The 25,650-nt window shown below is 62.9% G+C and carries 26 protein-coding genes; 4 read left to right on the forward strand and 22 right to left on the reverse strand.

Annotated features, from left to right (window positions below):
* Positions 1 to 7 precede the first annotated feature (7 nt).
* The 18 genes from HX869_RS06205 to HX869_RS06290 all read right to left on the reverse strand — a co-directional run bounded on the left by HX869_RS06205 (position 8) and on the right by HX869_RS06290 (position 15,800).
* Positions 8 to 1,234: a beta-ketoacyl-ACP synthase gene (locus tag HX869_RS06205; RefSeq protein WP_008439241.1), complete on the reverse strand. Its 1,227-nt coding sequence runs from the start codon at positions 1,232 to 1,234 to the stop codon at positions 8 to 10.
* Positions 1,234 to 1,962: a 3-oxoacyl-ACP reductase FabG gene (fabG, locus tag HX869_RS06210; RefSeq protein WP_087692521.1), complete on the reverse strand. Its 729-nt coding sequence runs from the start codon at positions 1,960 to 1,962 to the stop codon at positions 1,234 to 1,236. Before fabG ends, HX869_RS06205 begins: the two co-directional genes overlap by 1 nt.
* The gene (locus HX869_RS06215; protein WP_102604305.1) at positions 1,959 to 2,420 is read right to left on the reverse strand and encodes a hotdog family protein; all 462 of its coding nucleotides are present in this window, start codon (positions 2,418 to 2,420) and stop codon (positions 1,959 to 1,961) included. Before HX869_RS06215 ends, fabG begins: the two co-directional genes overlap by 4 nt.
* Positions 2,417 to 3,583, reverse strand: a complete 1,167-nt coding sequence (locus tag HX869_RS06220) for a beta-ketoacyl-[acyl-carrier-protein] synthase family protein (RefSeq protein WP_008439238.1) — start codon at positions 3,581 to 3,583, stop codon at positions 2,417 to 2,419. Before HX869_RS06220 ends, HX869_RS06215 begins: the two co-directional genes overlap by 4 nt.
* Entirely contained in the window at positions 3,580 to 4,062 is a 483-nt protein-coding gene (locus HX869_RS06225) for a hypothetical protein (protein WP_023659350.1), read from the reverse strand. Before HX869_RS06225 ends, HX869_RS06220 begins: the two co-directional genes overlap by 4 nt.
* Positions 4,059 to 4,793 carry a class I SAM-dependent methyltransferase gene (locus HX869_RS06230; RefSeq protein ID WP_177080418.1) on the reverse strand — a complete coding sequence of 245 codons (735 nt, stop codon included), beginning with the start codon at positions 4,791 to 4,793 and terminating at the stop codon, positions 4,059 to 4,061. Before HX869_RS06230 ends, HX869_RS06225 begins: the two co-directional genes overlap by 4 nt.
* The gene (locus HX869_RS06235) at positions 4,790 to 7,108 is read right to left on the reverse strand and encodes an MMPL family transporter (RefSeq protein ID WP_178902870.1); all 2,319 of its coding nucleotides are present in this window, start codon (positions 7,106 to 7,108) and stop codon (positions 4,790 to 4,792) included. Before HX869_RS06235 ends, HX869_RS06230 begins: the two co-directional genes overlap by 4 nt.
* Positions 7,098 to 7,760, reverse strand: coding sequence for an outer membrane lipoprotein carrier protein LolA (locus HX869_RS06240; RefSeq protein ID WP_178902895.1), 663 nt, complete (start codon positions 7,758 to 7,760; stop codon positions 7,098 to 7,100). Before HX869_RS06240 ends, HX869_RS06235 begins: the two co-directional genes overlap by 11 nt.
* A 32-nt stretch (positions 7,761 to 7,792) precedes the next feature.
* On the reverse strand, positions 7,793 to 8,218 hold the full coding sequence (locus HX869_RS06245; RefSeq protein ID WP_178902871.1) for a thioesterase family protein: 426 nt from the start codon (positions 8,216 to 8,218) through the stop codon (positions 7,793 to 7,795).
* On the reverse strand, positions 8,211 to 9,752 hold the full coding sequence (hutH, locus tag HX869_RS06250) for a histidine ammonia-lyase (protein WP_177047539.1): 1,542 nt from the start codon (positions 9,750 to 9,752) through the stop codon (positions 8,211 to 8,213). The genes HX869_RS06245 and hutH overlap by 8 nt, the downstream gene beginning before the upstream one ends.
* Complete coding sequence (locus tag HX869_RS06255; RefSeq protein WP_003209381.1) at positions 9,736 to 10,671, reverse strand: glycosyl transferase; 936 nt, start codon at positions 10,669 to 10,671, stop codon at positions 9,736 to 9,738. Before HX869_RS06255 ends, hutH begins: the two co-directional genes overlap by 17 nt.
* Positions 10,668 to 11,402, reverse strand: a complete 735-nt coding sequence (locus HX869_RS06260; RefSeq protein ID WP_177054806.1) for a glycosyltransferase family 2 protein — start codon at positions 11,400 to 11,402, stop codon at positions 10,668 to 10,670. Before HX869_RS06260 ends, HX869_RS06255 begins: the two co-directional genes overlap by 4 nt.
* Before the next feature lie 167 nt (positions 11,403 to 11,569).
* The gene (locus HX869_RS06265) at positions 11,570 to 13,240 is read right to left on the reverse strand and encodes an acyl-CoA synthetase family protein (protein ID WP_177008296.1); all 1,671 of its coding nucleotides are present in this window, start codon (positions 13,238 to 13,240) and stop codon (positions 11,570 to 11,572) included.
* Complete coding sequence (locus HX869_RS06270) at positions 13,237 to 13,782, reverse strand: membrane protein (RefSeq protein WP_008439202.1); 546 nt, start codon at positions 13,780 to 13,782, stop codon at positions 13,237 to 13,239. Before HX869_RS06270 ends, HX869_RS06265 begins: the two co-directional genes overlap by 4 nt.
* Positions 13,779 to 14,033 (reverse strand): acyl carrier protein, encoded by a 255-nt coding sequence (locus HX869_RS06275; RefSeq protein ID WP_003209389.1) that lies wholly within the window; start codon positions 14,031 to 14,033, stop codon positions 13,779 to 13,781. Before HX869_RS06275 ends, HX869_RS06270 begins: the two co-directional genes overlap by 4 nt.
* A 9-nt stretch (positions 14,034 to 14,042) precedes the next feature.
* Entirely contained in the window at positions 14,043 to 14,312 is a 270-nt protein-coding gene (locus HX869_RS06280) for a phosphopantetheine-binding protein (protein WP_003209392.1), read from the reverse strand.
* A complete protein-coding gene (locus tag HX869_RS06285; RefSeq protein ID WP_178902872.1) occupies positions 14,290 to 15,102 on the reverse strand; it encodes a 1-acyl-sn-glycerol-3-phosphate acyltransferase in 813 nt (270 codons plus the stop codon). The genes HX869_RS06280 and HX869_RS06285 overlap by 23 nt, the downstream gene beginning before the upstream one ends.
* Complete coding sequence (locus tag HX869_RS06290; RefSeq protein WP_178902873.1) at positions 15,078 to 15,800, reverse strand: beta-ketoacyl synthase chain length factor; 723 nt, start codon at positions 15,798 to 15,800, stop codon at positions 15,078 to 15,080. Before HX869_RS06290 ends, HX869_RS06285 begins: the two co-directional genes overlap by 25 nt.
* Positions 15,801 to 16,148: 348 nt before the next feature.
* Between HX869_RS06290 and HX869_RS06295 the strand changes: the two genes are divergently transcribed.
* The gene (locus HX869_RS06295) at positions 16,149 to 16,919 is read left to right on the forward strand and encodes a ParA family protein (RefSeq protein ID WP_178902874.1); all 771 of its coding nucleotides are present in this window, start codon (positions 16,149 to 16,151) and stop codon (positions 16,917 to 16,919) included.
* 441 nt (positions 16,920 to 17,360) lie between these two features.
* Entirely contained in the window at positions 17,361 to 17,609 is a 249-nt protein-coding gene (locus tag HX869_RS06300) for a DUF6124 family protein (RefSeq protein WP_177028668.1), read from the forward strand.
* Here the strand turns inward: HX869_RS06300 and trxC are convergent.
* Positions 17,597 to 18,031: a thioredoxin TrxC gene (gene trxC / locus HX869_RS06305; RefSeq protein WP_178902875.1), complete on the reverse strand. Its 435-nt coding sequence runs from the start codon at positions 18,029 to 18,031 to the stop codon at positions 17,597 to 17,599. The genes HX869_RS06300 and trxC overlap by 13 nt on opposite strands.
* 235 nt (positions 18,032 to 18,266) lie before the next feature.
* Here trxC and HX869_RS06310 point away from each other — a divergent pair, with 235 nt between their 5' ends.
* A complete protein-coding gene (locus tag HX869_RS06310; protein ID WP_093202502.1) occupies positions 18,267 to 18,563 on the forward strand; it encodes a type II toxin-antitoxin system HigB family toxin in 297 nt (98 codons plus the stop codon).
* Complete coding sequence (locus HX869_RS06315) at positions 18,560 to 18,961, forward strand: type II toxin-antitoxin system HigA family antitoxin (protein WP_008439186.1); 402 nt, start codon at positions 18,560 to 18,562, stop codon at positions 18,959 to 18,961. Before HX869_RS06310 ends, HX869_RS06315 begins: the two co-directional genes overlap by 4 nt.
* 6 nt (positions 18,962 to 18,967) lie before the next feature.
* On the opposite strand, the gene selO is transcribed toward HX869_RS06315, so the two are convergent.
* The 3 genes from selO to HX869_RS06330 all read right to left on the reverse strand — a co-directional run bounded on the left by selO (position 18,968) and on the right by HX869_RS06330 (position 25,645).
* Complete coding sequence (gene selO / locus HX869_RS06320; protein WP_178902876.1) at positions 18,968 to 20,431, reverse strand: protein adenylyltransferase SelO; 1,464 nt, start codon at positions 20,429 to 20,431, stop codon at positions 18,968 to 18,970.
* Between the two features lie 50 nt (positions 20,432 to 20,481).
* Entirely contained in the window at positions 20,482 to 23,832 is a 3,351-nt protein-coding gene (gene mscK / locus HX869_RS06325) for a mechanosensitive channel MscK (RefSeq protein WP_008439184.1), read from the reverse strand.
* A gap of 70 nt (positions 23,833 to 23,902) precedes the next feature.
* Positions 23,903 to 25,645 (reverse strand): potassium/proton antiporter, encoded by a 1,743-nt coding sequence (locus HX869_RS06330; protein WP_003209410.1) that lies wholly within the window; start codon positions 25,643 to 25,645, stop codon positions 23,903 to 23,905.
* Between the last annotated feature and the right edge of the window lie 5 nt (positions 25,646 to 25,650).

Consider the following 25,650-nt stretch of genomic DNA (forward strand, 5'->3'; position numbering starts at 1 on the left):
AAAAAACTTAGACCCAGCGGCGGAAGATCAGCGAAGTGTTGACGCCGCCAAAGGCAAAATTGTTGTTCATCACGTAGTCGCTGTGCAGCTCGCGGAACTCACCTTGCAGGTAGTCCAGCTCGCCGCAGCGCGGGTCGACTTCGTCGAGGTTGAAGGTGTGCACGTATTGGTTGCGGTTCATCATCTCGATGCTGAACCACGACTCCAGCGCGCCGCATGCACCCAGGGTGTGGCCGAGGAAACTCTTCTGCGAACTGATGGGCATGCGGCTGCCGAACAGGCTGCTGGTGGCCAGGGTTTCGGCGATGTCGCCCTGGTCGGTGGCGGTGCCATGGCCGTTCACATAGCCGATCGCGTCGGGCGCAAGCCCCGCATCTTCCAATGCCAGTTCCATGGCGCGGCGCATGGTGGCCTGTTCCGGGCGGGTGGTGTGCTGGCCGTCGGCGTTGCTGCCGAAGCCGACGATTTCGGCGTGGATATGCGCGCCACGGGCCAGTGCATGTTCCAGCTCTTCGAGTACCAGGATGCCGCCGCCTTCGCCGATCACCAGGCCGTCGCGGCCACTGTCGTAGGGACGCGGGCTGGTTTGTGGTGCATCGTTTTTCAGGCTGGTGGCGTACAGCGCATCGAACACCATGGCTTCGGTAGGGCACAGCTCTTCGGCGCCACCTGCCAACATCAGCGGCAGGCGGCCGAACTTGATGGCCTCATAGGCGTAGCCGATGCCCTGGCTGCCGCTGGTGCACGCGCTGGACGTGGGGATCAGCCGGCCGGTGAGGCCGAAGAAAATGCTGATATTCGCCGCCGTGGTGTGGGGCATCATCCGCACGTAGGAGTTGGCGTTCAGCCCCTCGGCCACCGAGTTCAGCAGCATATTGCCGAAGGCCTTGATCTCGTCGGTGCTGCCGGTGGACGAGCCACAGGCCACGCCCATGCGCCCGTCCTTGATCGACTCGTCGCCCAGCAAGCCGGCGTCTTTGAGCGCCTGCTCCGCCGCCCATACCGCCAGCCGGGAAACCCGGCCCATGCTGCGCAGTTGCTTGCGGGTCCAGTGGGCGGGCACCACGAAATCATCGATCGGCCCGGCCAGCCGGGTGTTCAGTTCGGTGAAACGGTCCCACTCGTCCATGCGCCGGATGCCGCTGCGGTTGGCGCGGAAGTTGGCGGCGATGGTTGCCCAATCGCTGCCCAGGGACGTAACGCCGGCCATGCCGGTGACCACCACACGTTTCATCAGCACAGGCCTCCATTCACGGCCAGCACTTGGCGGGTGATGTAGCCGGCTTCTGCCGACATCAGGAAATTCACCGCCCCGGCGACTTCTTCCGGAGTGCCCATGCGCTGGGCGGGGATCATTTTCATCAGCTCTTCCACCGGTACGTTCTCATCGAGCATCGCGGTGTCGATCAGCCCGGGGGCCACGCAATTGACGGTGATCTTGCGCTTGCCCAGCTCGATGGCCAGGGCCTTGGCGGCGCCGATCAGGCCGGCCTTGGACGCGCTGTAGTTGACCTGGCCGCGGTTGCCGATCAGCCCGGATACCGAGGTGATGCACACGATCCGCCCGGCGGCGCGACGACGAATCATCGGCATCATCACCGGGTGCAGCACGTTGTAGAAACCGTCGAGGTTGGTGCGCATCACCACGTCCCAATCGTCTTCTGACAGCGCTGGAAACGCGCCGTCGCGCGTCAGGCCCGCATTGAGCACCACGCCGTAATACGCGCCATGGGCTTCCACGTCGGCTTCAAGGATCTCCTTGCAGCTGGCGCGGTCCGCCACATCGAATTGCAACACCCGGGCCTTGCGCCCCAGCGCTTCGATTTCGACCTGCACCGCATCCGCCTCGGCACGCCCGCTGCGGCAGTGCAGCACGATGTCGTGCCCGGCCTGGGCCAGGCGCACAGCGATAGCGCGGCCGATGCCACGGCTGGAGCCGGTCACCAATACGGATTCAGTCATGGCGTGGTGTCCTTCGATTCATCTAAATAGTTGGCCGCCTGGGGCGGTCGAAATACGTTCAAGCGCGCGCTGGCCTGGATGCCGTGACCGGTGAGGTGGCATTCGAACACACCCATGCCGTTGTCGTCTTCCAGGGAGCGCAGGCCGTGGATGGTCAGCTCGGTGCCTGCGGGAAAGTGCTCGACGTTGCACTCGAACTTGCGCGTGCCCAGCAGGAAGCCCAACTCCACGGCTTCACCTTTCTGGCGCGCGCGGCAACCGGCGTAGGCCGCGACGCTTTGCGCCATCAACTCAATGCCGACCCACGCGGGCAGGCTGCCATCGGCGCGGTTGAAAAGACCGCCGGGCTTGACCGTCAGGCGGGTCTGGATCTGTTCTTCATCAAAGCTCAAGACCTGATCGATCAGGATCATGTCACCGGCGTGGGGCAGCAGTTCGGCGAGCGGCCAATCAGTCATGGGGCGTCTCCGATAATCAGGCTGACGTTGTTGCCGCCGAAGGCAAACGAGTTGCTCATCAGGCAGCGTTTTTCCAAGGCGTCGCCGGGCGACGCCCACTTCAGTACGGGCAGGTCGGGGTCCGTCTGGCCATCCCAGACATGCGGCGGCACTACGCCTTCTGCCAGGCTCAGCCAGCAGAACGCCGCTTCCAGCGCGCCGGCGGCGCCCAGGGTGTGGCCGGTCATGGGTTTGGTCGAGGAGCAGGCTACGCCGTCCGGGAACAGGGCCGCGACCGCCAGGCTTTCCATGGCATCGTTATGTTGGGTAGCGGTGCCGTGCAGGTTCAGGTAACCGATTTGTCCGGGCGCCAGTTGTGCGCTGGCCAGGGCCTTGCGCATCGCTTGCAACGCACCCTTGCCGGTAGGCTCGGGGGCGGAAATATGGTGGGCGTCGCAACTGGCACCACTGCCCAGCAGTGCGACCGGCGCCGGGGTTTTGCTCATCAGGAACAACACGGCGGCTTCGCCGATATTGATGCCGTTGCGGTTCAGCGAAAACGGATTGCAGCGCTCTGCCGAAACCGCCTCCAGCGACGAAAAACCATTGAGGGTCAGCTTGCACAGCGTGTCGACACCACCGCAGATCACCGCATCGCACACGCCCAGGTCCAACAGGCGTTGGGCACTCATCAGCGCTCGTGCGCTGGAGGTGCAGGCGGTGGAAATCACGTAGGCCGGGCCGCTCAGTTGCAGCCAGTCGGCGAGGAAATCGGCCGGGGCGCCAAGCGCCTGTTGCTGATAGTCGTAGTCGGCGGGGAACTGGTTTTCCCGCAGATAGTGGGCGATGCCACGGCTGGCTTCATCGATGCCCGAGGTGCTGGTGCCGAGCACGATGCCAATGCGCGACGCGCCGAACGTCTGGATCGCTTGCCGGATCTCGTCGTCAATCTGCAACGCGGCTTCCAGCAGCAACTGGTTATTGCGGCTGCGATGGGATTCCAGCCCGGGCGGTATCGCCGCCAGTTCACCGTGCACAGCGGCCACCGGCAACACACGCTCCGGCACCCAGCCGCTTTCGGCGCGCATGCCGGAGCAGTCGCCGGCAAACAGGCTGCGGCTGACTTCGCGCTTGTCGCGGCCCAGGGCGCAGATCACGCCGAGGGCATTGAGGTAGGCGCTCATCGGGCAGCCCCTAGCGGCGAGATGTGGTAGGTAAGGTGTTGCCCGATCACGTCCACGCGAAACACCAGGGAGGAGTGATAGGTGATCTTCCAGTGGGACGGCAGGGTGCGGATCAGGTCCATTTCCTGGGTGCCGGGGTACAGCCTGGAAACTTCATCCGCCGAGGTCAGGGCGAACAACAGCGCGGCAAACAGTTCACGCGCCTGGGGATTGGGCGGCAGCAGACCGTCGGCCTGCCAGGCGCCATTGATCAGCATCTGCCGAGCCTGGGGAATGCCCAGCGGGTCCATCATCGACCAGCGAATCCCGCCGCCTTCGCGCTGCATCACCAGCAACCAGTCCTGGCGTTGGCCATCCTGTTCGCGTTGTACGTGCAGTTGCAGTGGCAGGCTCAGTACCGGGTTTTTCGACGGCAACGGCGGCTGGCTGGCGCACGCGCCCAGCAGCAACAGACAGCCGATCAACAGCATTCGGATCATGTTTCAGCGCTCGCCAGAGGTTTGCGGGCGACCACGTTGACCAGGGTTTCTTCGCGCTGGCCGGCCGGTTTTGGCTGGCGCAGGCCCCAGCGTTCAAGCAGGCCGAAGTCGGTGGCGCGGCTCCACCACAGGTACGGATACGAGACGTTCTGCGGGCCGAACTCAAAGCCCTGCTCGCGAATCATTTCAAGGTACTCCTCGGCGCTTTTCTGCACATGCATCGGGTGACGAAACAGCCAGCGGATTACCCAAGTGTCGATATAGGCCTCGGTGGATTCGGCAAACAGCAGGTAGCCGCCCGGCTTGAGCACCCGATAGAACTCTTTCAGGGCGCGATGTTGTTCCACCAGATGATGGAAGGTCTGGTGACAGAACAGCACGTCGACACTGGCGTCGGCCACGTCGAGGGTCGCGCAATCGCTGCCGATCAACTCGATGGCGATGCCCTGGCGCGCGGCTTCGGCGCGGCTCAGGTCGAGGCTGTGTGGGTCAGCATCCAGGCCGATCAGGCGCTCGGGGGCGAACACTTGCTGCAAATACTGGAACGACTTGCCCTGGCCGCAGCCGGCGTCCAGTAGCACCGGAGCAACCGGCAGCGGTTCGCTGAACAGGCTGCGCAGGTCGTTAATGGCCACGCGCAGCACATGGTGCTGCCAGGTGTGGCTGCGCAGGAACCAGAAGCCGAATTTGGTTTCTTCGACGTAGTTCTTGCTGAGGTATTGGCTGCTCATCGTTTCTTCCTTGTCCCGGACGGGGCGGCCCACGGTGCCAGCATGAAGCTGAACGCCAGCCCCAGGCTTACCGATAGCCCAAAATTACTCACCGCCGGCGTGCTGGAAATGGCCAGCAGGCCGAACGATAGCCAAGTAGTCACGGCCGCCAACAGTGTGCCCAACAGGCTCACGGCGGCGCCGCCAATTTGTTCACGCATCAGGATCGCGTAGTCGACGCTGATGGCGGTCACCAGCAGCAGGCCGAACAGGCTGAACAACGTCAGCGGCTGCCCCAGCCAACCCAGGCTGGCCAGGCTGCACAGCGCCGCCAGCAACGGCAGGGCGACGATGCGCAAGGCGCCGCCGAAGCCGAACGGCAGGATCAGCAGCAGTACGATCAACACGCAGGACATCAATTTCAATTCGGCAGCGCTGATTTGCGTCGCGGCAAACACCTGGTTCAAGTCGCCCAGGCGGTCCACCAACTGCACGCCGGGCAGATCCAGGGCCTGCACCCGCAGCAAGGCCGGGTTGTTCAACCCTTGCAGGCTCACCATCGCCGCCACGCCACCGTCGACATTCCCCAGCCACAGCGTGCGCCATGGCTCGGCCAGCGGGCCGACCAGTGCTGCGTCGATGTCTTCGGTGGGCAAGGCCTGCAACTGGGCCAGCTCGGCTTGCAGCGCGCTGGCGGGCACACCGAGGTCCAGCAATGGCTGCCAGTACTGCGGCAGCTGTTTCAGGGCCTCGCGCAGTTGCTGTTGCTCCGCCGGCGCGCTGACCAACTGGTTGAGCGCCAGGTAACCCTGGAGCTTGTCCATGTTCACCAACTGATCCAGGCGCTGGCTCAGCGCGGCCTGGCGTTCCAGCAGCTGCTGCTGGTTGTCCGCCCGCACCAGGAAGAACTGGCTGGTGGGCTGGAACCCGGTAATCCGCGCAACGGCCTGGGCTTCCTGCAGCAACTGCGGCGGCGCACCGATCCACTGGCGGATATCGTTTTTGCTGTTCAGGTGCCACAGCCCACCGGCGCAAAACACCAACACCAGTACCAGCAACACCGGGCTTGGCAGGCGCTTGAGCAGCGACTCGCGCACGCTCAGCAGGAACTCGGCAATGCGCAGGGGCCATTGCGCCGGGCGCAGCTCGACGCCTTTGAGCAAGGCCGGCAACAGGCACACGGCCGACAGGTAAGCGCCCACCAGACCGGCAGCGGAGAACACCGCGATTTGCGTCAGCGCCGGGAACGGCGTCCACGCCAGGGCCAGGTAACCGATGCAACTGGTGGCCAGGCTCAGGCTCAGGCCCGGCAAGGTCAGGCGCAAGGCCGGCCAACTGCGCCAAGGGCTCATGCTCCAGCTCTTGGACAGGTAATGCAGCGGGTAATCCACCGCCACGCCGATCAGGCTCGAGCCCAGCACCAGCGTGATCACATGCATATGCCCGAACAGCGCCACACAGGCCACCGCACCAAACAGCATGCCCACCAGCACCGGCACGAACGCCAGCAACACCCGCCAGCGGCGGAACGCAAGCAGCAGCAATAACAGGATGCCTACCGTCGCGCCGCCGCCGACCCAAGTGATTTCCCGCGTGGCCTGCTGCTGACCATTGGCTGCATACAGCAGGCCGCTTGCGGCGAGCAATTGCGCGCCTTGCTGGTCGGCCTGCTCGCGGCTGGCCTTGAGCAGTTCAGCCACTTGCAGCGGCAGTTTCATGTCGAAGGCATTGCCGGTGGTGCGGGCCCGCAGCAGTACCCAGCTTTTGCCGTCGGCATCGGCGATCAGCGCGCCGCTGCCGATATCCAGCTGCACCGAACCGTGTTGCGGCTGGCTGTTCTGGATGCGCCCGGTGAGGCCCAGCCAATCGTCCTGGCTCGGCACCAGGCTGAAGCCGGTGAACGGGTCGAACAGCGCCTGAACCCGCTGCTGAATAAACGCCTGGGGCTCGTCGATCAGTTGCTCGCGATCCTTGGCCGAGAGCATCGCCAGCCGGCCTTGCAGCAACTGCTGACGCAGGGCCGGCAGGTCGGCTTGGAGGTTCCACTGAACTTTCTCAAACAGGCCGCTGGCTTGCCAGGCTTCGCCCAATTGTGTCGCCATGGCCACGGCTTTTTGTCGATCGGCATGCCCCACCAGCACCAGCATTTCGCGGTTCAGTGGTTCCTGCATGCGCTGTTCGGCGCGCAGCTCCAGCGCATCCGGCGCGGTGCCGGGCACCAGTTCCATCAGGTTCGCCGACAGCGGTGCGCCATGGCGCCATTGCCAGCCCGCCAGGGCCAACACGGCCACCAGCAGGATCAGGAACAGGCGCGGCAACCAGCGTTCACTCGGCAAAGTCGTGTTGCTCCGCGTCGCTCAAGGGCTGGCTGCTGGTGCTGTCCTGCATGCGCAGTACGGTGCTGTCGCCCTGGGTTTCCAGCAGCTCGATCTTCTGCACCAGTTCGCCGCCGTCGATATTGATTTGGGTGAACACCTGCTTGAGCAGCAGCGAGCGCGGGATCAGCGTGAGTTTCCACTGCTGGGCTTCGCCTTGCAGCTGCAGCTCGAAGTCACGCTGCAAGCCGCTGCTGTCACCCTGCAACACGGCGAGGAACAAACGGTTCTGCTCGGCGCCGGCGCTCTTGTTCGGCAGCAATTGCCAGCCGTTGGCGTCACGCCGGGCGATGCCGTTGGCGCTGATGCGGTAGTCCTGTTGCAGCGGGGTTTTCAGCAGCCACAGCAGGCCGTGGTCCTTGGCCAGGACGAAGGTGCCCTTGCTGGTCAGCGGCTGCGGCAGCGCGCGCAGGTGTTTTTCCTGGGTGAAGTTGCCGTGGATCACCGACGGTTTTGCCAGCTGATCGCTGAGTTGTTGCAGGTCGAAAGCATGGGCCAGGCCTGGAATGCTTAACAACAGGATTAGCGCGGTCCTTGTGGGAGCGAGCTTGCTCGCGAAGAACCTGAGGGCGCCGAGAAGTGTCAGGCGTCTCGCGTTATCGTTGACGACCATCGCGGGCAAGCCCGCTCCCACAGGGTTGTGTGTCATGACAGCGCCCTCTCGACTGCGTCGACAAATACCTTCGGCGATGCCAACTGCATTTCGCGGCTGGCAATTTCCACCGCCACTTGCACGGTGCTGGCGCGGGTCAGACGCTCACCGGTGGCCTTGTCGCTGATCAGGTAATTGACCTTCAAGCGGTTCTCCCACTCCACCAGGCTGGCGCGCACGTTGATGGTCTGGCCGAAGGTTGCACCGCGCACATAGCGCAGTTGCATATCGATCACCGGCCAGGCGTAACCCGCTTGCAGCATCGCTGTGTAGTTGTGGCCGAGCTTGTCCAGCAAGGCGCAGCGGGCGACTTCCAGGTACTTTACGTAGTGCCCGTGCCACACCACGTTCATGGTGTCGATGTCGAAAAACGGCACGAGGATTTCAGTGTCGCAGTGCAACACGCCGGGGCTACGCATGCAGCCTCCAGTGTTGCTCGGCGATGCGTTTCAGGCACAGGCGCAATTCGCCTTCCAGGGCGCGGTCTTCGATGACCGGCGGGAAGTCTTTGGCCAGCTCGTCGTGCATGGCGGCCAGCGCCGGCGGCAGCGGGCGCGCATCTTCAGCCTGGGCCCGCAGCCATACGCCCTGGTTGGCGGCGAGCAAAGTGGCGGCGGCGACTTGTTCGGTCAGTTCCAGCACACGAATCGCATCGCGGGCGGCGATGGTGCCCATGCTCACCTTGTCCTGGTTGTGGCACTCGGTGGAGCGCGAGAACACGCTGGCCGGCATGGTGTTTTTCAGCGCTTCGGCGGTCCAGGCGCTGGTGCCGATCTGCACAGCCTTGAAGCCGTGGTTGATCATCGCCCGCTCGGCTGGCGCACCGGACAAATTGCTCGGCAAGCCGTGGTTGTAACGCACGTCCACCAGCAGCGCGAGCTGGCGGTCCAGCAGGTCGGCGACGTTGGCCACCAGGGTCTTGAGGCTGTCCATGGCGAAGGCGATGTGGCCGCCGTAGAAGTGGCCGCCGTGCAGCACGCGTTCTTCTTCGGCGTCGATGATCGGGTTGTCGTTGGCGCTGTTGAGTTCGATCTCGATGAACGAGCGCAACCAGTTCAGGCTGTCGGCCAGCACGCCCAGGACGTGGGGGGCGCAGCGCAGGGAGTAACGGTCTTGCAGGCGATGCAGCGGCGCGGTCGGCGCGTCGATGGCCAGATCCTTGCGCAGCCAGGCGGCGACTTGCATCTGCCCCGGGTGCGGCTTGGCGGCAAACAGGCGCTCGTCGAAATGCTCCGGGTTGCCTTGCAGCGCCACCACGTTCAGCGCGGTGATGCGCGTGGCCAGTTGCAGCAGGTAGTCGGCGCGGGCGAAGGCCAGGCAGGCGAGGCCGGTCATCACGGCGGTGCCGTTCATCAGTGCCAGGGCCTCTTTCGGGCGCAGTACCAGCGGGTCCCAGCCCAGCTCGCGGTGCACCTCCGCCGCCTGGCGGCGTTCGCCACGGAACAGCACTTCGCGCTCGCCTGACAAGGTCGCGGCCACGTAGGACAGCGGCGTCAAATCACCGCTGGCGCCCACCGAGCCTTCTTCCGGAATCAGCGGCAGCACGTCAAATTCCAGGAACGCGTGCAGGCGCTCCAGCAACTCCACGCGCACGCCCGACACGCCATGGCAAAGCGACTGCAACCGCGCCGCCAGCACCGCGCGGGTGGCTTGCGCATCCAGCAACTTGCCCAGGCCGCAGCCGTGGAACGTGTAGAGGTGGCGGGGCAGCGCTTCGACGTGCTCCAGCGGCACCGCCACCACGCACGAGTCGCCGTAGCCGGTGGTCACGCCGTAGATCACGCCTTCCTTGTCCAGCAACGAATCCAGGAACTGCGCGCCCTTGGCGATGCGCTGGCGGTACTTGGCATCGGCTTGCAGTTGAGTCGGCGCCTGACGGTTGGCCAGGGCCAGCACGTCTTCGATGCGCAGGGGAATTTCGCCGAAGGTTACCGGCTCAAGATGCGTCGTCATCGGTCTTCCAGAAAGGGTAAAAGTTGAACCATTGTTGGGGCGCTTCCAGGCAGAACTGGCCCAGGCGCTCGGCGTAGCGGGCGGTCCATTGTGCGATCACCTGCTGGCGGTCGCTGCGTTTCCATTCGATCAACCGGGCGAACGGCTCGATGATCAGGCGATAACGGCCTTGATGCTTCAAGCACATCAGCAGGTTGACCGGGCATTTCAGCAAACCGGCCAACAGCCACGGGCCTTGGGGGAAGGCGGCGTCATGGCCGAGGAAATCCACGCGTACCGTGCGCCCGCCATGCAGCGGTACGCGGTCGCCGGCAATCGCCAGCCACTCGCCGTCGTCGAGGCGCTGGCTGAGCAGCATCATCACCGCCGGGTCGAGTTCGCTGACCTGGATCAGGCGCAGATTGGTCGCCCCGGCTTCGCCCAGAATCCGGTTGAAACGTTCAGCGTGCTTGGTGTGCACCAGCACGTTCATGGTGACCTTTTCGCCAAGCTCGGCGAGGGCGCGGCACACCTCAAGATTGCCCAGGTGCGCGCCCACCAGCATCTGCCCGCGTTCGCTGCGCAGCTGGCCGCGCAGTTGGGCCGGGTCGATGATTTCGATCTGCTCCAGGCGCAGCTTGCCGTTCCATACGTCGAGCTTGTCCAGCAGGGCGTCGGCGAATGCCATGAACTGGCCGAAGACGCTTCTGTGGGTAGGGCGCAGGTCGTCGCGCCGGCTCCAGTCGGCCAGGCGCTGCTGGTATTGCCAGGCGCTTTGGCGGGCCGTGCGGCCGAACAGAAAGAAGTAGAAAACGATGCCGTAGAGCAGCGGGCTCAGCAGCCGGCGCCCGAGGACCTTGGCGGCGAAGGCGGTGAATTTCATCAGCCAGAAGCTGCCGCGCTCCTCGCGGTCGGCCCAGTGCTTGGTGTCCTGGCTCATGCCTGCCACCGGCGCCAGAGGATCATCGGCGCGCGCACCAACATGCCGAAGAACAGCCGGGTGTGCATCGAGGAAATCAGCGCGTTGTCATGGAACAGGCGAAAGTGCGACAGGCCGTCGGCGGGGTAGTGCACCTTGGTCGGCAGCCAGCGCATCGGCTGGTTGCGCCAGGCCAGGCGCACCAGGATGTCGGAGTCGAAATCCATGCGTTTGCCGATGTTGGCCGAGTCCATCAAGGCCAGGGTCGGTGGCAGTGGGTACACGCGAAAGCCGCACATGGAATCGCGGATCTGCAGCGACAAGGTATTGATCCACACCCAAACGTGGGTCAGGTAGCGCGCGTAAAGGCGGCCCTTGGGCACGCTGTCGTCGTATTCCGGGTAGCCGCAGATCACCGCATTCGGGTGGGCGCGGGAGGCGTCGAGGAAGGTACCGACTTCCCGCAGGTCGTGCTGGCCGTCGGCGTCCACTTGCAGGGCGTGGGTGAAACCCAGGCGTGCGGCTTCGCGAAAGCCGGCCATGACGGCGGCGCCTTTGCCCTGGTTGGCGGGCAGGGTCAGCAGGGACACGTTGTCGAGGGTTGCCAGTTGCGCCAGCACGGCGGCGCAGGCGGCGCTGCTGCCGTCGTCTACCAGCAGGCATGGCAGGCCGCTGGACAGCACGCTATGAACCACGGCGGGCACGGCGGCTTCGTGGTTATAGACCGGGATCAAGGCGCAGGGCTTATGCATAACAGATACCCCATTGGCAGAAGCGCTGTGCGTGGCGAGGGAGCTTGCTCCCGCTGGGCTGCGAAGCGGCCCCAACACAGGCGACACCGATTTGCCTGACAAACCACAGTGCCTGGGTTGGGAGTGCTGCGCACTCCAGCGGGAGCAAGCTCCCTCGCCACAAAAGCTTAATCACTGACCCTCCCCAGCACGATCCGCCCACTGGAGCAGGCGGCCGCCTCATTGCGGTAGGCGAAGTACAACTTGCCGCGCTCCTGGTCGAACCGCAGGTGCAGTTCGATCCGGTCATCCGGGCGTACCAGTTGCTGGAACTTCAGCACTTCCATCCCGGCGAACGGCCCCGGCAGCTTGAGCAGTTGCTGGCCCAGGCTCAGCGCCCAATCCACTTGCACCACACCCGGTAGCACCGGGGTTTGCGGGAAGTGGCCGCTGAAGTAGGCGAGGTCCGGCGGGATCGCCAGTTGCAGGGTCCATTCACCGTTGGCTTCGACTTGTTCCAGTACTTCCGGGGCTTTCGGGCGCGGTGCCAGCAGCAGGGCTTCGACGTCGGCCTGGGGCAGCTTGCCTTGGGTGTTCAGCGGCAATTGGCGCAACAGGCGCCAGCGGCGGGGCAGCGCCAGGGCTTCGCAGTGTTGGCTCAAGTGCTGGCGCAGGGTTTGGGTGACGGTGCGCCGGCCCTGGTTACGCAGGGCATGCAAGCCGTCTGCGCTGAGCACCACGAGGGCGCCGAGGGAGGCGCGGTTTTCCTGCACCACGCCCAGGCGCGTTTCAGCGACCCAGGCATGGTCCATCAGCGCCTGTTCCAGCATCGGCAGGGAGATGCGTTTTTCTTCCAGCTTGACGATGCGGTCCAGGCGGCCGAGCAATTCGAAGCGGCCGTCGGCGTGGATGGTGGCGGCGTCGGCGGTCTGTTCGACATGGCCGGCGGGCAAGTATGGCGAGGCGATGCGCAAGGCGCCGTCGGCGTCCTGGCTCAGCTGCACGTCGGCAAACGGCTGCCACGGTTGTTCGCCCTGGCGCCAGGCGATGCCGCCGGTTTCCGAGCTGCCGAGGATTTCCGTCGGCCATTGCTGCAAACGCTGATGCAGGCTGCCGGCGGCTTCAAGGGGCAAGGCGCCGCCGGAGGAAAACACCCGTTTGACCGGTGTAAGCGCTGGCCAGTCGAGGTTGTCACCCATGCGCTTGAGGAGCGCCGGGCTGGCGACCCAGGCAAATTGCGCATGCTCGCGGCTGGCGCGCTGCAAGTCCTCGGGAAATGCCAACTGTTGGCGCACAAAGGTGCGCCCGGCACACAACGGCCACAGCACCCGGAACAGCAAGCCATAGATATGCTGGGTGGCGACGCTGCCGATGATGCAGGCCTCGCCGAGGTCGGCGCCCCACAGGGTTTCCAGCGCCTGGACCTCGTTGGCCATCTGGCGCAGGGTTTTGTCGATGCGCTTGGGTTCGCCGCTGGAGCCGGAGGTGCACAGGCTCAGGCAGCAGGCATCCAGGTCCAGGGCTGCGGCGCTTGATGGCGCTTGATACAGCGCATCCAGGTCGCCGGCCTCGGTCAGCCAGGCGTCGACGGCATCGTCCCAGCGTTGGCGCGTCTGCGGTTGCAGGTCGGCGGGCAACAACACGCTGACGCCTGCGCGCCACGCACCCAGCAGGGCGATCGCCAGCAAGCCGGCATCTTCCAGGTACACCGCCAGGCGCTGGATGCCCCGGGCTTGCAACCCGGCGGCCAGGCTCAGGGACTTCTCCCACAGGTGTGGGTGATCCAGGGCAGGTTCGGTGGTGACCAAACGCTGCTCCACAGGCTCAAGCAGCAAGTGCTCAAGATTCAACCAATTCATACGCGGCCTCGAACCCTTTGTCGTACCAGCCATTCCACGGCAAACAACAGCCCCATCAGCCCGTAGGCGATCATGCCGTTGTACAACGTCCACCAGCTCAGCGGCGCCCACAGGGTGAGGGCGGCGGCGAGCAGGCCGTTACACAGGAAAAATACACTCCACACCACGGTGACCTGGCGGGTATACACAATCGCTTCTTCGGGCAGTTGCGGCTCGCTCATGCGCGCCAGGCGCTCGACCATCGGCGGCCCGTATTTCAGGCTCAGGCCGAACAGTGCCAGCATGAAGGCGCTGACCAGGCTCGGGTACCAGCGCAGCATCTGCGGGTTGTCGAACCAGGCGAGCAGCAGGCAAAAGACAATGATCGCCGCCGCCATCCAGCGGCTGCCCGGGCGCCTGGCGCCGGTCAGGGCGCGCAACAGCCACAGGCTGCCCAGCAGCAGGCCAAATTGCCACGGGGCAAAATGCTCAGTGCCGTAATACACCGCAAAAGGGTACAGCAGCCCCGCCAGCAACAGGCCAAGGCCGATCAGCCGGCTCATGCGGCCGGTTGAACCAGACGGTAGACCGCCTCGACCACGTCATTCACGGTACGCACGGCCTTGAACTCTTCGGCGGCGATTTTCTTGCCGGTCTGGCGCTTGATGTGGTCGATCAGGTCCACTGCATCAATGCTGTCGATTTCCAGGTCCTGGTACAGGTTGGCGTCGAGCGTGACGCGTTCCGGTTCCAGTTCAAACAGTTCCACCAGGGCGTCGCGCAAGGTGTTGAAAATATCGTCACGAGTTTGCATGGTACGGTCTCAAGCTGCCTGTCGGGCCGTGACGAACGCCGCGAGGCTGGCCACGTTGGTGAAGTGATTGCGGGTGTCCTTGGCGTCGGCATCGATCTTGATGCCGTACTTTTTCTGGATCGCCAGGCCCAATTCCAGGGCGTCGACTGAATCCAGGCCAAGGCCTTCGCCGAACAGGGTTTGCTCGTTGCCGATGTCGCTCTCGCTGATGTCTTCCAGGCCCAGGGCCTCAATGATCAGCGTTTTTATGTCGTGCTCAAGGCTGTGTGGGTTGCTCATCTTCGGCGAGCTCCTTAATAAAATACTGGTGCAGGTAATCGTTGAGCTTGCGTGATGCCTGGGGCGCGGGCCCTTGTGCGGCAAACGCCTGTGGTTCTATATCGGCACCCACGCGCAAACTGAAGTGAAAGCGGCGATTCGGGATGCGATACCAGGGTTCGGCCTTGGTCAGGGTGGTGGGGCTGACCTTGATCACTACCGGAGTGATGATGCTCGCACCGCGCAGGGCAATGGCGGCGGCGCCGCGATGAAAGGTCGGTGCCTGGCCCGGTGAGGTGCGGGTACCTTCCGGGAAAATGATCAGGGTCTGGCCGTCCCGCAGGGCATCGGCGGCGGCGTCGAGCATGTCGGCGCTGCCGTCGTTGCTGATGTAGCCGGCGTCGCGCACCGGGCCCCGGGTGAAGGGGTTCTGCCACAGGCTCTGCTTGACCACGCAGTTGGTTTGGCGCATCTGGGCGATCAGGAACACCACGTCCACCAGCGATGGGTGGTTGGCAATGATCATCTGGCCCGGGCGGCCGAGCTTTTCCGCGCCTTCGACGCTGTAGGTCAGGATGCCCAGGCGCATCATCATGCGGATAAACAACCAGAACAGGCAGCTGATGGTGTGGCGGGCGCGTCGCTGATGCTGTTTGGCATCACCCGGCAGGCAACTGAGCAGCGGAAACACCAGGACACGCAGGCACAGGCCGCCGAGGCCAAACAGGGCGAAGGCGGTGGCAGTGGCGAACAGGCGCCAGTAGTAGGCCTTCCGGGGCTTTTCGGTCAGGACTTGCGTTGCCAGTTCCATACTCGGTTCTTCCAGGCATGTTGGCAGGCGCCCTGTTCGTTCAGCAGGGTGCGCAGCAGGTTCAGGGCGTGGGGCCACTGGGCTTTGGTGGTGGGTTGGACAGCGGCTGTATTCAGTTCCAGCTGCCACTCGTCGCCCGGTGTCAGCAGCAGGCCGAGGGCGTAGGGGAAGGGCACGTCCTCGATCCAGCGCGCATAGGCTTCGGGGGGCTGTTCCTCGGTAATGATCAGCAATACAGCCGTTGCGCCTTCATTGAGCAGGGCAGCGGCTTCGAGCATGCCGTGCTCCAGGCCATCGCCGGCGGCGGCGAGGGCGGTCATTTCGCTGGTTTCATTGCGCAGGATCGACCACAGGCCAATCACCGCGTTATGCACCGACAGGCTGAACTGGGTCGGCGACAGGGGCTCGTCGTTGGCCAGGTCGCTGAGAATATCGAGGGTGCGTGGGGTTTCGCCGTGACGGGAAACAAACACCAATGGCAACTGTTGCAAGCCTTCGGCCAGGGGCCAGCCCACACTGAAGGCCATGCGCGCCAGGCGGCTCAGGCGCCGGCGCTGCATGGCCGGCAGGAAGGACACATCGGGTGCCGCGTCGGTGCGGGCGAGCAATGTCGGCTGCCGGCACCAGGTGCGCCAGTCGTCCGCGCTTTCGAGCCCGGGAGCCCAGGCGCGCCATTGGGCGATGTTGAAATTGATCACTGAGAAGTTATCCCGCCCCTGCGGGCTTCCTTGTGCGGCCATTGGCCCCGAATACCGGGACAGGGTGCAATCGCCGAATGGCGCGCATTATCCCGGTGCTGCGGGGTTCTAGCAAACTTTGGTAAAGAATTGTTCACGGATAATTACAAATTCGCTGGAAAGAATTACCGATTGTCCATCATGCAGGTAGGGCAGCAGGTGTCAGGCAATTCCTGCTTTGTCGGACAGACGGGAAATTGTTATGCGAGATAGAGCCTCTGATGCTGTAGTACAGGAACAAACGAGGTAGCTAACGGGCGCTTTTGCCCTCTACACTCGGGTCATTCATTGATACACGGAGGTTTTTCCATGCGGCGCGTGGTGTTCAACCAAAAAGGCGGTGTTGGCAAGTCCAGCATTGCCTGCAACCTGGCGGCGGTCAGCGCCAGCGAAGGCTATCGAACCCTGTTGGTGGACCTCGATGCCCAGGCTAACTCTACCCAGTACCTCACCGGGCTGACCGGCGACGATATCCCCATGGGAATCGCCGACTTCTTCAAGCAAACCCTGTCTTCCGGGCCGTTTTCGAAGAAGAACCAGGTGGATATCTACGAAACCCCGTTCGACAACCTGCACGTCATCACCGCCACCGCGGAACTGGCCGACTTGCAGCCCAAGCTCGAGGCCAAGCACAAGATCAACAAGCTGCGAAAGCTGCTGGATGAATTGAGCGAGGACTACGACCGGATCTACCTGGATACGCCGCCGGCGCTGAACTTTTATGCCGTTTCAGCGCTGATTGCCGCTGATCGCGTGCTGATCCCCTTCGATTGCGACAGCTTCTCCCGCCAGGCGCTGTATGGCCTGTTGGCCGAGATCGAAGAATTGAAGGAAGACCACAACGAAGGGCTGGAAGTGGAAGGCATCGTGGTCAACCAGTTCCAGGCCCGGGCGAGCCTGCCGCAGCAGATTCTGGATGAATTGATTGCCGAAGGGTTGCCGGTACTGCCGGTGTACCTGACCAGTTCGGTGCGCATGCGTGAATCGCACCAGGCGAACATGCCGCTGATCCACCTGGACCCACGGCACAAGCTGACACAGCAGTTTGTGGAATTGCATAACTTGCTGGAAAACGCGTGATTTAGCAGGCAACACATCACCCATGTGGGAGCGGGCTTGCTCGCGAATGCGGTGGATCAGTCGAATTCTCTATTGACTGACTCACCGCATTCGCGAGCAAGCCCGCTCCCACATTTGGTCTTTGTTCCTACAGGGAAATCGTCGTCTTGCGCCGTTGCCTACAGTTACGCCAGAATCCGCCGGCTTGTGCGTCTGGATGGGCGTCTCTAAGGTTGCTCGGTCGCTGAATTCTCAGTGATCGGGTTTAGTAGCCCGAGTGTTTGTCGTTAAGTGCATAAGCTTCATCTTTCAGGCGCTGAGTCTGTGCTTGATGGTAGCTGTGCGTAGGGCGTCTTCGGGCGCGCCGGCTTCGACATTTCCCGGTCTACTAACCTGCGTACAGCTGCCACCCTAATTCGTTTAGTAGCGATCAGATGGCGGCTCCAATCAGGAATGTCGACCATGTTTAAAGCTACTCCAAATCCCCCGTCGTACCTTTTTACAGTCAGCCCCGGCCAAGCCACCGAAACCCTGATCCTCAATACCTACGAAACCTTCTCCTCAGTCACCACCCTCTTGCTCGACCTTTCCGACGACCTCACCGGCAAGCAGCGCGATGTCGCGTTGGCCATTCATCAATTGAGCGAATTGGGCGTATTGCTGATGGGGCAGGTGATGGGGCGGGGCGTCCCGCTACCTCAAACGCCCTGACTGCGCAGCCAGCTCATCAACTGCGGTAACGGAAACGCACCGCTCTGACGCGCCACTTCCCGGCCATTCTTGAACAGGATCAGGCTGGGAATCGAGCGAATCCCCAACTGAGCGGATAACTGCTGATTGGCCTCGCTATCGAGCTTGGCCAATCGACACTTCCCGGCCAACTGCCCGGCGGCCTGCTCAAACACCGGCGCAAACGACTTGCACGGCCCGCACCATTCGGCCCACACATCCACCAGCAACGGCAGGCCGCCCTTGATCTGGCTGGCGTAATCGCCCTGTTTCAGCTCAAAGGGTTTGCTTAACAGCACCGGTTGCTTGCAGCGCCCGCATTTAGGCGCATCGCCCAGGCGTTCATTGGGGATGCGGTTAAGATCGTTGCAGTGGGGGCAGGGGATTACTAGAGAGTCGGACATGCTGGGCTCCGTGAAAGTGGCCAATGGGTTCTATTTGGAGCCGGGAAGGGTGTTTATCAAGGTTCGACGCTAGTGACGTACGCGTTCACATTTTTGGTGGTGACTTCTATCGCGGCGTATCTAGGCTGTTGAAGGGTGCTTGGAATTGCGCCACTGGTCCGCCAAGGAATATCGCAGATTGCGATATTTTTTCGGCAAGACTAACCTTCATAGCAAGATGCGATAAGGATGTTGCATGCGAGTGATCAGCGAAAAAAGGATATGGGAAGCGAAAGAAAGATGGCCGCATTCAGCCACGGCACTGGATGAGTGGTATCGCAGAATGAAACGCAACAGTCCCGCCGACTTTGCGTCGATGAAAGGAATGTTCCCTGCAACAGACAAAGTCGGGCAGTTCCATGTGTTTGACATCGGGGGCAATAAGCTGAGGTTGATTGCCTTCGTGCATTACCAAGTACAACGAATTTATATCAAGTACCTGTTCGATCACCGTGAATATGAGCAAGGTAAATGGAAGGAGAAAATCAGATGAGCGCACTCATCAGGCAGGCTGCCGAACACTGGCAATTTGTTTCGCCATTGCTGCGCAAGCCAAGAAACGAGGCGGACTACGATACCTTGGTCAGCGCCCTCGACGAATTGCTGGACCTGATAGGCGAAGATGAATCCAGCCCGCTCATGAGCCTGGTGGATATCCTCAGTGACTGGATCGAGGCCTACGATCTCGAGCACCGGCCGATGCCCGTTGCCAGTGGCGTTGAAGTGCTACGTTCAATGATGCGAGAGCATGGCTTGACCCAAAGTGATCTCCCGGGCGTTGGTGCGCAGTCGGTTGTCTCTGAAGTACTTAGTGGCAAACGCCAGCTCAACCTGCGGCAGATTCGTTGGCTGGCGGAGCGCTTTGGGGTTTCAGTGGAGACCTTTATCTAGGTCGCGCTATGAAGAACAACTAATCTCCAAATGCTTCCCCCAATCCGGCGGCCGCTGGGCGTATCGTTCCATCCCCGGCTGCTCTTCAAACGGTTTGGTCAGCACTTCATGCAGCCGGCGCACTTCGCTGTAATCCCCAAGCTCCGCCGCCTGGATGGCGTTCTGCGCCAAATAGTTGCGCAGGATATAAAGCGGATTCACCCCATGCATCCGCTCACGTCGCTGTTCTTCTGTGCCGCTGGCGTCGCGCTCCACACGGGCTTTGTACAGGTCTGCCCACTCATCAAATCCCTTGAGGTCGACAAAGTCGTCGCGCAACCGCGCCACGGCCAACGCGGCTGATTCATCCCCCAGCCGGCGGAAGAACAGGGTGTAATCGACGCCGCTGTTCTGCATCAGTTGCAGCAGGCGCTCCACCAGTTTCTGATCGTCATCTTCGGCGGTGGTGAGGCCCAGTCGGCGGCGCATCAGGTCCAGGTAGTGGGCCTGGAACAACGGCAGATACAGCCCCAGCGTTTCCCGCAGCGCCTCGACGCTGATAAACGGCGTCAACGCCTGGGCCAGTGCGCTCAGGTTCCACTGCCCGATCGGCACCTGGTTGCTGAAGGAATAACGCCCTTCATGGTCGGAGTGGTTGCAGACGAACTGCGCGTCGAAATCGTCCAAAAATGCAAACGGCCCGAAGTCGAAGGTGATGCCGAGGATCGACATGTTGTCGGTGTTCATCACTCCATGGCAGAACCCATAGGCCTGCCACTTGGCGATCAACTCGGCATTACGCTCGACGATTTCGCGGAACATCGCCAGGTACGGCTCGGGCTGTTCCATGCATTCCGGGAAGTGCAGGGACAGCACGTGCTCCGCCAATTGCTTCTGCAATTCAGGCTTCTTGGTGTAGTAGAAATATTCGAAATGCCCAAAGCGCACGTGGCTGTGGGCCAGGCGCAGCACCATGGCGGCGCGCTCCTGTTTCTCGCGCCACACCGGCGTGGTGGAACCGATCACACACAGCGCACGATTGCTGGGAATGCCCAGCGCATGCAGTGCTTCCGACGCCAGAAACTCCCGGATCGACGAGCGCAACACCGCACGACCATCGCCCATGCGCGAGTACGGGGTTTGCCCGGCACCCTTGAGGTGCAGGTCCCAATGCTCGCCGGCCTGGTTGTACACCTCGCCCAGCAACAATCCGCGGCCATCCCCCAGTTGCGGGTTGTACGAGCCAAACTGATGCCCGGAATAGATCATCGCCCGCGGCTCGGCCTCGGCCCACAGCTTGTGCCCGCCGAACAGCTCGGCAAATACCGGCGTTTCGGCCACGCCAGGGTCGAGATCCAGCAGCGCCATGGCTGCCTCGCTCGCCACCACTAAACGCGGTTCGTCGATGGGCTCGGGCAGCACATGGGTTGAGAAGCCGTCGCCCAGGCGGGCGAAGCGGTTGTCGAAGGTCAGTTCGTCGAGGGCTTTCAACGGCCATCTCCTGAGCAGAATGTCCGACCATTCTGCTGGGGAGAGCGCGTTTAGTCGAGTTTGGCGGGCGGCGGCTCGGGCAGGTCCTGGTCCTGGGCGGGCGGCAGGATGGTCCGGTTTTCTTCTTCCACCGGCACCAGCTTGTATTCCTGGCCATGCAGGTTCTTCAGGTAAACCTCCATCTGCCGGAACGAGATGTTGATGTGGTGGTTCTTGAACTCGCGGTTGATGAAGCGGTTGACCTCATCGATCACCGGGTTGCGATCGCCCAGGTCCCGCACATGCATGCGCAGTTCGTGATCGAGGGTGCTTTCACCGAAGTTGAGGAAGTACACGTGGGGCGCCGGGTCCTTCAGCACGCGTGGGTTTTCGGCGGCGGCCTTGAGCAGCAATTCCTTCACCAGGTCCAGGTCCGAGCCGTAGTCCACGCCCAGTTTCAGGGTGACCCGGGTGATGGTGTCGGTCAGCGACCAGTTGATCAGTTGCCCGGTGATGAACGTCTTGTTCGGGACAATGATGTCCTTGCGGTCGAAGTCGGTGATGGTGGTGGCGCGGATGCGGATCTTGCTCACCGTGCCCGACAAGTTGCCGATGGTGATGGTGTCGCCGATCCGTACCGGGCGCTCGAACAGGATCATGATGCCGGAGATGAAGTTGGCGAAGATTTCCTGCATCCCGAAACCCAACCCCACCGACAGCGCGGCCACCAGCCATTGCAACTTGTCCCAGCTCACGCCGAGGGTCGACAGGGTGGAGACAAACCCGACGCCGGCAATCACATAGGACAGCAAGGTGGTGGTGGCGTAGGCGCTGCCCTGGGCCAGGTCGAGCTTGGACAGCACCAACACTTCCAGCAAGCCGGGCAGGTTGCGCGCCAGGGCGAAGGTGATGCCGATGATGATCAGGGCGCCGAGCAAGTCGCCGATGCTGATGGGCACCATGCTGATATTGGCGCCGGTGCCGCTGGTGTATTCGTAGAGGGTGACGTTGTCCAGGTAGGAAAACACCGAGATCAAGTCGGACCACACCCAGTACAACGCAGCGATAAAGCCGCCCAGCAGCGCCAGGCGAATCAGGCGCATCGACTGTTCGTTGACCTGTTCGATGTCCAGGGTCGGCTCTTCGATCACTGCTTCACCCTCACCGGCTTCCTTGGCGGCCTGGCGTTTGGCCAGGGCCCGTGCATAGGCCAGGCGCCGTGCCGCAACACCCAGGCCACGTACGAAGGTGGCTTCGATCACCAGCCAGAACATCAGCAGGTACAAGGTGTTGATCAGCCGGTCGCTGAGCTTGAGGGCGGTGTAGTAGTAGCCAAAACATACGGCGATAAACAGCGCCACCGGCAGTGCCGTAAACACCAGGCCCACGGCCTTGCGAAACAGCGAGGCTTTTTCGTGGGTCGGGCTGTTGAGCAGCAGGCGCCCGAGCAGCCACGCCATCAGTGCGTAGCAGGTCAGTACCACGCCGATGCCCAGCACATCGTCGGCCAGCGCTGCCGGCTGATGTTCGGCGATGGCCACCACGGCCACCAACGCCAGTACCACGAGCCCGAGCTTGCGTACCCAGCCCTGGAGGAATTCGACCTGGGGTTTTTCCCAGCGGAAGTGCAATTCGGCGACGCCGCCAGGCGCGAGGATCCGATACGCGGTGTAGAACACCAGCCACGCCTGGGCGATCTGCAGCAGGGCGGCGCCGAGGTTGGCGTTTTGCCCGCGGGCGTCGATCTGCAACGCATAGCCGCAGAGTGCCAGGCCCAGGGCCACCGGCATCGCCAGCGCGATATTCACCAGGATCGCCACCGGCGTGTGCCACTGGCTGTCGCGTTTGAAGTGGCCGATGTCCATATGGATTTTTTTCAGCCGGGCATACAGGTAGCTGCGACGCCACAGCAGCGCGCCGATCAACAACAGCAGGGGCAGGAACAGCAGCGGGCGCTGGGTCAGGCCGTCATACAGCTCGCTGACGCTGGAGGCCCACGGCAGGGTATTGACCTGTTTGCTCAGGTGCGCCGGTACGGTTTCCAGCCATTCGGTATCCAGCGGCTTGTTGCTGGGAATCCAGAACATCTGTTCGTCGAGGGTCGCCCGCAAGGTGGTGGCGGTGCTCAGCAGTTGTTTCTGGTTCAGTTGCAGGGTGATGGATTCGTTGAGCAGTGCGCTCAGTTCCCGGCTCAAGCGTTCCAGCAGGTCGCTGCGGGTGATCGCCAGTTCCAGCAGGGTGCGCCGCAGTTGTGGCGTCACCTGGTCGGCCGGCTGGTTGGCCAGCAAGCTGTCGACGTAGGTGCTCGGGGTGCTGATCAGTTCGCGCTGTTGATTGACCTCGAACTGGTACAGGCGAATGTTGGCGATGTCATCCGCCAGGTCGCGGTCCACGGTCAGGCGCGGGAGGGCCTGCTTCTGTTTGTAGAGGATCTTGGACAGTAGCAGGCTGCCCTTGAGCACGTTGATCTGCTCGTCCAGCGCCGAGTCGCTTTGGGTCACGCTGTCCAGTTGCTGCTTGGTTTGCAGGTTTTTCTGGGTCAGCTCGTTGAGCCGGTCAGTGCTTTTGAGCAGGTAGTCGGACAGTTTCAGGTTGGCCGCGCTTTCCGTGGCGAGCAGGCTGCTGCCACCGGCCTTCTGGGCTTCGATGGACTGCTGGGTCACGGTTTCCTGGGACTGGGCCAGGCGTTTCTGGTTGATCAGGGTTTGCAGGTCCTGGATTTCCTGCTCCAGGCGCGCGGTCTTTTCCAGCACCAGGTCGTGCTGGCTGTTGCCCAGGTCTTGCAGTTGGCTGTTGCCGGCCAGTTCCTGGCGGCGCAGGGGAATCAGCGCGTTGAGGGCGGCCAACTCGGCGTTCAGCTGGTTGCGCTGGTCACCGCTGAGGGTCTTGCCGTTGTCTTTACCGGCCTTGAGGGTCGCGTTGATCTGCTGGATGCGTGTCTGGCTGCTGCTGATTTCGGTCTGGGCGCGCTCGGGACGGGTCTGGGCCGCGATGGTCAGGCTGTTGGCGTCGGCCAGTTCCTTTTGCAGGTCGCCTTGCTGGGTGGTGCGCTGCACCAGCAGTTGTTCAAGTTGCGGCACCGGCAAGGTGGCGTAGCGCTGGGCGACCGGAATCACCTTGGTGGCCTTGAGGCGAGTCAGTTCGCGCTGGTTGTCGACGGTCTGGCGCGGCGCGTCTTCGAGCTGGCGCTTGAGGTCCACCAGGCGCTGCTGGTAGTCCTGCTGGTTGCCCAGGAAGGTGAGCGTTTGCTGCAGGATGCTTTGCAGCGCCTTCATGTCGGCGTCGGGCAGTTTGCGGTCCGGCAGCTTGTCCAGGGTTTGCTGGACGGAATCGATGCTGGGCGGGTCGGCCGCGTGTACGGTGCCGACGCAGAGAGTCAGGCCCAGCAGGGCAGTGGCGAGAAAAGTGCGCAGGGTTGTCATAGAGACCGGTCGAGCAAGGTGAAAAATAGGGGGCGTCCCGACATCGACTGGCGCGCCGTCGCCCCGCAGTTTAGAGGAAGAGTCCGGGGCCCGGGCGACTTCCTTCGGGGAATCTGACGCCGACTTTGCCGATCTTGTTCCCGTCCATGACCGCGACGGTCCAGATGGTGTTGTTCCACTCCACCTGGTCGCCGACGACCGGCGCACCGCCGACTTTCTGGGTGATGAAACGACTCAGTGGCATGTCCGGGTCGATGCCCTCGAGCTTGAGCCCGTACAGGGCCGAAACCGCGCCCAGCTGGGCGTCGCCTTCCAGGACGAAGTCACCGAAGAAGCGCAGGTCGAGGCCCCGTTGTGGTGCCTGGCTGAACAGTTTGCCGAGGGCCGGCAAGTTGTGTTCATGGCCGATTACGCATAGCAGATCGTCGACTTCGAGCACCGTACTACCCGACGGATGGAGCAGTTGCTGGCCACGAAACAGCGCGGCGATCCGCGTGCCTTCGGGCATTTTCAGCTCCCGCAGGGCGGCGCCGATGCACCATTTTTCGGCGCCCAGGCGGTAGACGAACAGCTCCCACTCGCTGGTGACGTGCACTTCCAGGGCCGCCCGGGAAATTGGCGCAGGCTCTGGCGGTACCGTCACTTTCAACAGTTTGGCGACCCACGGCAGGCTCGTACCCTGCACCAGCAAAGACACCAGCACGATAAAGAACGCCAGGTTGAAGTACAGCTGCGCGTGGGGCAGGCCGGCCATCAGCGGGAACACCGCCAGAATGATCGGTACCGCACCGCGCAGGCCGACCCAGGCGATAAAGGCTTTCTCTCGGCCATGGAAGGCCTTGAACGGCAAGAGGCCGACGATCACCGACAGCGGCCGTGCGAAGAGAATCATCCACAGCGCCAGGCCCAGGGCCGGCAGCGCGATGGGCAGCAGGTCATGGGGCGTGACCAGCAGGCCCAGCACCAGGAACATGCCGATCTGTGCCAGCCAGGCCATGCCGTCGAGCATATGCAAAATGCCGTGCCGGCTGCGCACCGGGCGGTTGCCGATCACCAGGCCGCACAGGTAAACGGCGAGGAAGCCGCTGCCGTGCAGGGCGTTGGTCAGGGCGAACACGAAAAGGCCGCCGGAAATCACCAGGATCGGGTAAAGGCCGTTGGCCAGGTTGATCCGGTTGACCATCTGCAGCATCAACCAGCCGCCGCCCAGGCCGATGATGCCGCCGATGCCAAACTCACGGATCAAGTGGCCCAGCAGGCTCCAGTGCAGGCCGGTCTGGCCGCTGGCAAGCATGTCGATCAGGGTGACGGTGAGGAACACCGCCATCGGGTCGTTGCTGCCGGATTCGATTTCCAGGCTGGCGGTGACCCGTTCGTTCAGGCCTTTGCCGCCCAGCAGCGAGAACACCGCTGCGGCGTCCGTGGAGCCGACGATGGCGCCGATCAGCAGGCCTTGAATGATGTTGAGGTTGAACAGCCAGGCGGCTGCCATGCCGGTGAGGCCGGTGGTGATCAGCACCCCGACCGTCGCCAGGGACAACGCAGGCCAGAGGGCTACACGGAAACTGGCTACCCGCGTTCGCAGTCCGCCGTCGAGCAGGATCACGGCCAGGGCGAGGTTGCCCACGAGGTAGGCAGTCGGGTAGTTGTCGAAGATGATGCCGCCGCCGTCGACGCCGGCGATCATGCCCACGGCCAGGATGATCACCAGGATCGGAATCCCCAGGCGGGACGAAAGAGAACTCACCAGAATGCTCGCACCTACCAGCAACGCGCCGATCAAGAACAGGCTGTTGATGGTCGTCGCATTCAAAGGCA

The sequence above is a fragment of the Pseudomonas sp. P7779 genome, assembly GCF_013386315.1.
Taxonomy (GTDB): Bacteria; Pseudomonadota; Gammaproteobacteria; order Pseudomonadales; family Pseudomonadaceae; genus Aquipseudomonas.

What these genes read in the sequence shown, in the direction of transcription:
- HX869_RS06205 (WP_008439241.1), bottom strand. Translation starts at nt 1,234, where the DNA reads ATGAAACGTGTGGTGGTCACCGGCATGGCCGGCGTTACGTCCCTGGGC.
- fabG (WP_087692521.1), bottom strand. Translation starts at nt 1,962, where the DNA reads ATGACTGAATCCGTATTGGTGACCGGCTCCAGCCGTGGCATCGGCCGC.
- HX869_RS06215 (WP_102604305.1), bottom strand. Translation starts at nt 2,420, where the DNA reads ATGACTGATTGGCCGCTCGCCGAACTGCTGCCCCACGCCGGTGACATG.
- HX869_RS06220 (WP_008439238.1), bottom strand. Translation starts at nt 3,583, where the DNA reads ATGAGCGCCTACCTCAATGCCCTCGGCGTGATCTGCGCCCTGGGCCGC.
- HX869_RS06225 (WP_023659350.1), bottom strand. Translation starts at nt 4,062, where the DNA reads ATGATCCGAATGCTGTTGATCGGCTGTCTGTTGCTGCTGGGCGCGTGC.
- HX869_RS06230 (WP_177080418.1), bottom strand. Translation starts at nt 4,793, where the DNA reads ATGAGCAGCCAATACCTCAGCAAGAACTACGTCGAAGAAACCAAATTC.
- HX869_RS06240 (WP_178902895.1), bottom strand. Translation starts at nt 7,760, where the DNA reads ATGGTCGTCAACGATAACGCGAGACGCCTGACACTTCTCGGCGCCCTC.
- HX869_RS06245 (WP_178902871.1), bottom strand. Translation starts at nt 8,218, where the DNA reads ATGCGTAGCCCCGGCGTGTTGCACTGCGACACTGAAATCCTCGTGCCG.
- hutH (WP_177047539.1), bottom strand. Translation starts at nt 9,752, where the DNA reads ATGACGACGCATCTTGAGCCGGTAACCTTCGGCGAAATTCCCCTGCGC.
- HX869_RS06255 (WP_003209381.1), bottom strand. Translation starts at nt 10,671, where the DNA reads ATGAGCCAGGACACCAAGCACTGGGCCGACCGCGAGGAGCGCGGCAGC.
- HX869_RS06260 (WP_177054806.1), bottom strand. Translation starts at nt 11,402, where the DNA reads ATGCATAAGCCCTGCGCCTTGATCCCGGTCTATAACCACGAAGCCGCC.
- HX869_RS06265 (WP_177008296.1), bottom strand. Translation starts at nt 13,240, where the DNA reads ATGAATTGGTTGAATCTTGAGCACTTGCTGCTTGAGCCTGTGGAGCAG.
- HX869_RS06270 (WP_008439202.1), bottom strand. Translation starts at nt 13,782, where the DNA reads ATGAGCCGGCTGATCGGCCTTGGCCTGTTGCTGGCGGGGCTGCTGTAC.
- HX869_RS06275 (WP_003209389.1), bottom strand. Translation starts at nt 14,033, where the DNA reads ATGCAAACTCGTGACGATATTTTCAACACCTTGCGCGACGCCCTGGTG.
- HX869_RS06280 (WP_003209392.1), bottom strand. Translation starts at nt 14,312, where the DNA reads ATGAGCAACCCACACAGCCTTGAGCACGACATAAAAACGCTGATCATT.
- HX869_RS06285 (WP_178902872.1), bottom strand. Translation starts at nt 15,102, where the DNA reads ATGGAACTGGCAACGCAAGTCCTGACCGAAAAGCCCCGGAAGGCCTAC.
- HX869_RS06295 (WP_178902874.1), top strand. Translation starts at nt 16,149, where the DNA reads ATGCGGCGCGTGGTGTTCAACCAAAAAGGCGGTGTTGGCAAGTCCAGC.
- HX869_RS06300 (WP_177028668.1), top strand. Translation starts at nt 17,361, where the DNA reads ATGTTTAAAGCTACTCCAAATCCCCCGTCGTACCTTTTTACAGTCAGC.
- trxC (WP_178902875.1), bottom strand. Translation starts at nt 18,031, where the DNA reads ATGTCCGACTCTCTAGTAATCCCCTGCCCCCACTGCAACGATCTTAAC.
- HX869_RS06310 (WP_093202502.1), top strand. Translation starts at nt 18,267, where the DNA reads ATGCGAGTGATCAGCGAAAAAAGGATATGGGAAGCGAAAGAAAGATGG.
- HX869_RS06315 (WP_008439186.1), top strand. Translation starts at nt 18,560, where the DNA reads ATGAGCGCACTCATCAGGCAGGCTGCCGAACACTGGCAATTTGTTTCG.
- mscK (WP_008439184.1), bottom strand. Translation starts at nt 23,832, where the DNA reads ATGACAACCCTGCGCACTTTTCTCGCCACTGCCCTGCTGGGCCTGACT.